Here is a 5,711-nt window from a genome sequence, read left to right as displayed (position 1 = left end):
AGTCGAAAGACGCAGTTTGAGGCCACTCAACCTCTGCGTTTTTAATTATCGAGCACTAATATGAGTGAATTGGTCAAGATTATTCTCAGCCTCATTAAGACGCAGTTTGATGCCACTCAACCCCTGCGCTTTTAATTATCGAGCAATCACTTGACTGGACTTTTCAAGATTATACTCAGCTATCTTAAGACGCAGGTTGAGACCACTCAGCCACTGCGCAGTTCATTAAATAGGTAGGACTGAACAGAATTTAAAAAGTTTATGCCCACTCCCTTTTACGGTCTAAACCACACGTTTTACCGATTTTCATCCATGAGAAAATGGCGCAAAGAAAGTTCTTGATACCCCCCCGAAAAATGATATGATTAAATTAGAATCTAAAGAGAAAGTAGGGTAAATGATGAGAAAATGTTCATTGTCAGTTGTTTTTATGTTGCTTGTTTCCTTGTTTTTGACTAATCCAGTGAATGCCGCTGAGTTGACCATTCCAGAAGGCTATTATCAATATACCGGTGAATCGATGGTTGAAGGCATTTCTATTAGCGATAATCAAGTCATGTTAATATATGACACGGCTACCCAAGTCGAAGAAGATCCATTGTTTTCTTTATTATTAAAATGGGGCAATGCTGTCAATGATGGTTTAACTGGTTTAATTAATCCCAATATGAAACCCTCAACTGAGCAACGAGATGATTTGCCATTCATTGAATTAATCACCTATGACCAAGTAGCACCGTTTCCTAAATTAGCCATCGTCATTCACCAACCTTCACTTTATAATGACGAAAATATTTTAAGAATTCGAGTGGGCAATAATACTCAATTTGAATGGGAATTTCATGTTGAAGAAAATGGCGATTTAACTTACAAAGACGGTTATACCTTTACTTATGTGGAAGAAGTTGAAGCTAAATCGACAATGGATTCTAATGCTGAAAACGAAGTAGAGACGTCACAAGAAACAAGTGAAGAATAATCGTTGATATGATAATTTTGGAGTGTGAGCAGAAGTAGAAAAATGTTTGTTTTTGCTTTGTCTGTCTAAATCTGCACCGTTAGCATTTGGCCAGAAGTAGAAAATTAAATGAATCTCACTTTGTTTGTCTAATTTGTGCAAAGTTGAAACCAATTAACCACTACGCGATAAAATATACTATTAGAACACAACAGAATTTTTAAGGTTTATACCATACTCCTAAGCCTCATCGCCAAAAACTTTGAATCAAATGGAATTACCATCACAATATTAATGGGATAGTGTAGCTAATCTTTATCGAAGGTTAGTTAAGCTATCTTTTTTTATTAAATCGATTGTTTGTCAATCAAAATGTTAGTTGATCCTCACGCTATATTCATTCTCTATCGGTTAACGATTTTATTTTCTTTGAAAAATTGTTAAAATAGAGTCAGTATGAAAGGGGAATCAGTATGGGATTATTTGATTGGTTTAAGAAGAAAACATCTAGCGAAAAATCAGCTGAGGAGTCATTAAGTACTCATACACCAGATGTTAATCCAGTCCACAAAATCGTGACGCCTGGGTTACATTTATCAACGCATAAAACAACGACTACCGATCCATCGATAGAAGACATTCAATCGGCCTTAACCATGGCAGTGAATGCTTATGATGAATATGTGTTATTAGAATGGATTGATGATGCCAAGCAGAAGACTTATTTATATGGTGTCGCCTTTGGCACGACTTATCATATTGAGTACCGTCCTAAAAATGGGCAAAAGGGCTTTGCTTATGTAAGAGAAGGTGTGCCACTTGAAGAAGCTCAACAGCTCTATCTTGCTGTTAAAATGTCTCATCAAGTCACCATTGATTTTCAATGGCAATGGCTGGAAGTGGAGTAAAGTCAGTCAGGAGCATGGGAGTTAAGAATGGAAACTGGTTGTATGTCACTACAATCATAACGTTTTGAGATGTTTTTTTACTTTTTTCTATACCGTAGCATATGTCTGAATCGTCGAATCATATGCAAAGTCACTATCTGACCTTTTTGCAGTTCGCTTATAATTTCGGTCGAGTCATTTAGCTTACCCGATTCTTAAGTAACGTGCGACTGTTGTATTGAAACCGTGGAATGATCAGCAACTAGCAACTTCATTTTCAATCATAAAATAGATGGAGGGTTTATAATTTAAGTGGCTAATTTAGTTTTATAATTTTTAATATTTTTAGATTGCATAGTTAGGATTAAAAAATATAGAAGTATAAAAAATGGGAGTGAACAGACGAAGCGAAAATCATTTGATTTTCAACTTCTAGTTCACTCCCACAAAACTTTCGCTTTTAACTCATGTTTTATTAAGGTACTATTTTTAAAACTTGTCCAGGATATCGTGGTGCCCAATGTCCAAAAGATATACCAATTCATTATTTTCATAGAAACAAATAATACGAATATCCATGTTAACAGAGGATTCCCATATGCCATCTGTACCTTGTATCTTTTTGGTTCTTAGGGAAGGGTGATTAGGATTTTCTACGAAAAATTTAAGTTTCTTTTTCGTTTGTTTCTTTTCAGTATCAGATAGTTTTTTGTAATGTTTTTTAAAGGCTTTCGAATAAGTAATTTTATAGGACATTACTTGTCTAACTCCTCAAATAGAGAATCAATGGAATCAAAGATTGGTCTTTCTCCATTTTTTATCGATTCTTTAATCTCTTTTACTTCAGCTTTTAAATTTTTTATGACATGCTCTGGATAGATTGCAACTGGAACAAGTACAATTTTTCCATTATCCTCTATGACTTCAAATTGATCACCTTGATTTAATTCCATAGAGTTTACGATGTCTTTCGGGATAGTAACTTGTGATTTAGCTTTTAGTTCAACTAACATAACAAAACCTCCTAGGTTAGAAATTCATACTTTCTAACTAAATTATATTTTCAACCAAGAGAAAAGTCAAGTTGGTAGTATAAAAGCGAGTAGTAGTACTGTTAAAATAATAAAAGAATAATAAAAGAGCATAGGAGATATTGACATAAAAGCTAACTTAAAAATTCCGATTTGTCTCACTTTAGATTCGCCACCAATCCCACGTTCTTTGCATCCACTTCTTTGGCCAGTATTTTATATAGTCCAGATAATTCTGCCTCAGTCAGTTGATGGGTTTGATATAATTGTTCTAAGTAGTGCTGTGCTGATTTAAATTTTAAATACTCTAATTGCTTTTGTACTTCAAGATAGATTGTCATAACGGATGCCTCCTAATTCCTTTGAGATAAGACTCGGCTCTTTCGCTGCTTCTGAGTTACTTGTTTCATTCTGATGTTTTGCATAATATAATGGGTGCTCTGGCTTTATGTTGAACAGTTGATTGGTGATAGGATGACTATCGATGATGTTTCCGTTATAATAAATATAAAGTCTATTGTTTTGAACGACAATTTATACTTGTTTATCGATAAATTCTATAGGGACAGAATATTTATGGTAATGGTATTGGAAGAAAGAGTCGTTGGTAACATGAACTTTTTTTTAGATGAAGGTGATAGGTTTATCTGACTGCAAAGGAAGGTAGCGGGACCTATCACCTTTTTTTCTAATGAGAAATGTTGTGGGATACTGTCACTCATTTTAAAGCCTGCCTGTGTAGAAAACGTGATGTCGTTTCGTTTGGGGTTCTTCTAATTTAATTTAGTTCGCTGTAATACGAGGGTGTCTATGTAGGGAAATGCGGTCACTTAGGTTGAAACTAGCCTGTATAGGGGATTCGGTCACTTCCCCAGTAGCCAGCTTTTGTAAGAAAAGCTGGCGTTTCGTTCTAAGTTAAATCCACAAACGGCAAGGAATTCAGGCATGTACTTGGTCACATTGACTAAGGTGTTGCTCAAAATCCATCGTCAGATTTATTGCAACGAGTAACAATCATTAGGCGAATCACCAAAGCCTCATCGTATATTGATTTTTAAAATTTTATTAAATCATACCTTATCAATAGCTTGTAAAGGCTTTTTTTGGTGAGTTTTGTTATACTTAAAATATAATATTGCGATATTGTAGGAAATTGTTAGAACAATCAAGACAAGAAAGGAGCATTATCTTAGACAGCTAGGATAAGAACAAGCCAATGAAAAAGAAAAGATTATTTGGATTAGCCGCTATAATGGTTGTGTTAGCAGGATGTGATGGGACCTTACCTTATACTTCTACTAATACTTCTTATAATAATACAGCCAAGCAATATTCAGAATCATCAAGTGATTATTATTCTGAGAGTCAACAAGTGAGTTATGATGCTTACGGAACGTTAGAAACGAAAGACTATGATAAAGATGCTGAAAGTGTGATGAAATTAATTACCGATAATGGCGGTATTATTCAATCACAAGATTCAAACCATGCGACTAACTATTATACTGACTTTATAGGGACGGAGTTATCTGTCGTAGCAGAGATTCCAAAAGATAATTTTGAAACAGTTGTGCAAGCTTTAAAAGAGAATTATCATGTTCAATCTTTTAATATTTCAAGTCGCGATGTGACGGATGATATTGAAAATACTGGCGAAACCCTTGAAGTGAAAAAAGCTCGTTTAGATGAAATTAATAAGAAATTAGAAGACGATAATTTACGTTTTAGCGAACGTGAAGAGTTAGAAGCCGATAAAATTGTTTTAGAAGATGAAATTCGTGAATTAGAAAAACAACAAAATCAACAAACAGAATCAGTTGATTTTAGTACGCTTACTTTATCATTACGTGAAGTAGATTACTTTACTTCTGAAGGCTTACCTTTCTGGTTACCATTTGCGAGAGTCTTTAAAAACTTCTTCTTTATTTTAGCTTGGGGATTAGTAATTGGTTTAGTAGCTGCTTTGTCAGTAACACCATTTATATTTGTCGCTTCATTAGCGTATCTATTAATCCGCAAACATCAATATAAGATGTTCCATAAATTAAAAAATAAAATGGGTATCAATCAAGATTTTAATTCAAAAGAAGGATTCGTTAAAGTAGACCGCAACAACAATATTTTATTAGACGGCGAAAAATCTCCCGTTGAAGAGCCGAAAGAATAGTTAGACTGTGTTGAGATGGTGAATTATTACTCATCAGAGAACCGAGCTTTAGGTAGAAAGTAGGCGTTAAAATGGCAAAATTTGCCCCAACTGGACAGACAGTTGCAGAAGTAATTGAAAGCTTACCCTCTGATTATAAAAAAGCCGACGCGTATGAATTATTAGCATTTTATAAGCGTGTTTCAGGCGAAGATGCTGTTGTTTGGTATCCCAATATTATTGGTTTTGGTCAATACCATTATGTGTATGATTCAGGTCACGAAGGGGATGCCACCTTATAGGCTTACTCACCGCGAAAAGCGAAAATTAGTCTGTATCTCGACCAAGATTTTCCTGAACGTAAGGAGTTATTGGATAAGCTAGGTAAGATTAAAAAGGCTAGAGGCTGTGTCTACGTTAATAAATTAGCTGACATTGATATGAGCGTCTTAGAAGAGCTATTGGATAAATCATTAACATATACTAAAGAAAAGTACCATATTCAATAAGCCTAATGGAATGGTTTAAAAGTTACAATAAGATTACCCAATTTGTTGCACGTAACTTTCCCCAGTTACAAAAACAATTGAGGTAATCTTTTTTGATATAATGATTCCATTATGGGGAATGATTATGTCAGAAATTGCAAAGATCACCATCACATCATTAGATGATTTATCCAGGTTAAG

The 5,711-nt window shown here is 34.5% G+C and carries 7 protein-coding genes and 1 pseudogene; 5 read left to right on the top strand and 3 right to left on the bottom strand.

All coding sequences use genetic code 11. The annotated features are described in order from the left end of the window. Nucleotides 1-400 precede the first annotated feature (400 nt). Both HMPREF2811_RS10550 and HMPREF2811_RS10545 read left to right on the top strand, forming a co-directional pair. Complete coding sequence (locus HMPREF2811_RS10550) at nt 401-979, top strand: hypothetical protein (protein ID WP_071409288.1); 579 nt, start codon at nt 401-403, stop codon at nt 977-979. 452 nt (nt 980-1,431) lie between these two features. Continuing rightward, nucleotides 1,432-1,866 (top strand): hypothetical protein, encoded by a 435-nt coding sequence (locus tag HMPREF2811_RS10545; RefSeq protein WP_071409287.1) that lies wholly within the window; start codon nt 1,432-1,434, stop codon nt 1,864-1,866. A gap of 468 nt (nt 1,867-2,334) precedes the next feature. Here HMPREF2811_RS10545 and HMPREF2811_RS10540 read toward each other — a convergent pair whose 3' ends face one another. From HMPREF2811_RS10540 to HMPREF2811_RS10530, 3 genes are all read right to left on the bottom strand, one after another. Beyond that, nucleotides 2,335-2,601, bottom strand: a complete 267-nt coding sequence (locus tag HMPREF2811_RS10540; RefSeq protein WP_071409286.1) for a type II toxin-antitoxin system RelE/ParE family toxin — start codon at nt 2,599-2,601, stop codon at nt 2,335-2,337. Next, nucleotides 2,601-2,858: an AbrB/MazE/SpoVT family DNA-binding domain-containing protein gene (locus HMPREF2811_RS10535; RefSeq protein ID WP_004835121.1), complete on the bottom strand. Its 258-nt coding sequence runs from the start codon at nt 2,856-2,858 to the stop codon at nt 2,601-2,603. The genes HMPREF2811_RS10540 and HMPREF2811_RS10535 overlap by 1 nt, the downstream gene beginning before the upstream one ends. A gap of 176 nt (nt 2,859-3,034) precedes the next feature. Next, on the bottom strand, nt 3,035-3,217 hold the full coding sequence (locus HMPREF2811_RS10530; RefSeq protein ID WP_071409285.1) for a hypothetical protein: 183 nt from the start codon (nt 3,215-3,217) through the stop codon (nt 3,035-3,037). Between the two features lie 875 nt (nt 3,218-4,092). On the opposite strand from HMPREF2811_RS10530, the gene HMPREF2811_RS10525 reads away from it, so the two are divergent. The 3 genes and pseudogenes from HMPREF2811_RS10525 to HMPREF2811_RS11980 all read left to right on the top strand — a co-directional run. Then, a complete protein-coding gene (locus HMPREF2811_RS10525; protein WP_071409284.1) occupies nt 4,093-5,043 on the top strand; it encodes a DUF4349 domain-containing protein in 951 nt (316 codons plus the stop codon). Between the two features lie 71 nt (nt 5,044-5,114). Next, nucleotides 5,115-5,324: a hypothetical protein gene (locus HMPREF2811_RS11805; protein WP_246829862.1), complete on the top strand. Its 210-nt coding sequence runs from the start codon at nt 5,115-5,117 to the stop codon at nt 5,322-5,324. A gap of 15 nt (nt 5,325-5,339) precedes the next feature. After that, nucleotides 5,340-5,531 (top strand): annotated as a pseudogene (locus HMPREF2811_RS11980) (DUF1801 domain-containing protein); the annotation flags it as partial. Between the last annotated feature and the right edge of the window lie 180 nt (nt 5,532-5,711).

It is taken from the genome of Globicatella sp. HMSC072A10, from assembly GCF_001811625.1.
GTDB lineage: Bacteria > Bacillota > Bacilli > Lactobacillales > Aerococcaceae > Globicatella > Globicatella sanguinis.
Note: the sequence above shows the minus strand (reverse complement) of the source record. Positions and strands in the feature narration are given on the sequence as shown.

Coding starts and splice junctions, on each gene's coding strand:
- HMPREF2811_RS10550 (WP_071409288.1), top strand. CDS start 401: ATGAGAAAATGTTCATTGTCAGTTGTTTTTATGTTGCTTGTTTCCTTG.
- HMPREF2811_RS10545 (WP_071409287.1), top strand. CDS start 1,432: ATGGGATTATTTGATTGGTTTAAGAAGAAAACATCTAGCGAAAAATCA.
- HMPREF2811_RS10540 (WP_071409286.1), bottom strand. CDS start 2,601: ATGTCCTATAAAATTACTTATTCGAAAGCCTTTAAAAAACATTACAAA.
- HMPREF2811_RS10535 (WP_004835121.1), bottom strand. CDS start 2,858: ATGTTAGTTGAACTAAAAGCTAAATCACAAGTTACTATCCCGAAAGAC.
- HMPREF2811_RS10530 (WP_071409285.1), bottom strand. CDS start 3,217: ATGACAATCTATCTTGAAGTACAAAAGCAATTAGAGTATTTAAAATTT.
- HMPREF2811_RS10525 (WP_071409284.1), top strand. CDS start 4,093: ATGAAAAAGAAAAGATTATTTGGATTAGCCGCTATAATGGTTGTGTTA.
- HMPREF2811_RS11805 (WP_246829862.1), top strand. CDS start 5,115: ATGGCAAAATTTGCCCCAACTGGACAGACAGTTGCAGAAGTAATTGAA.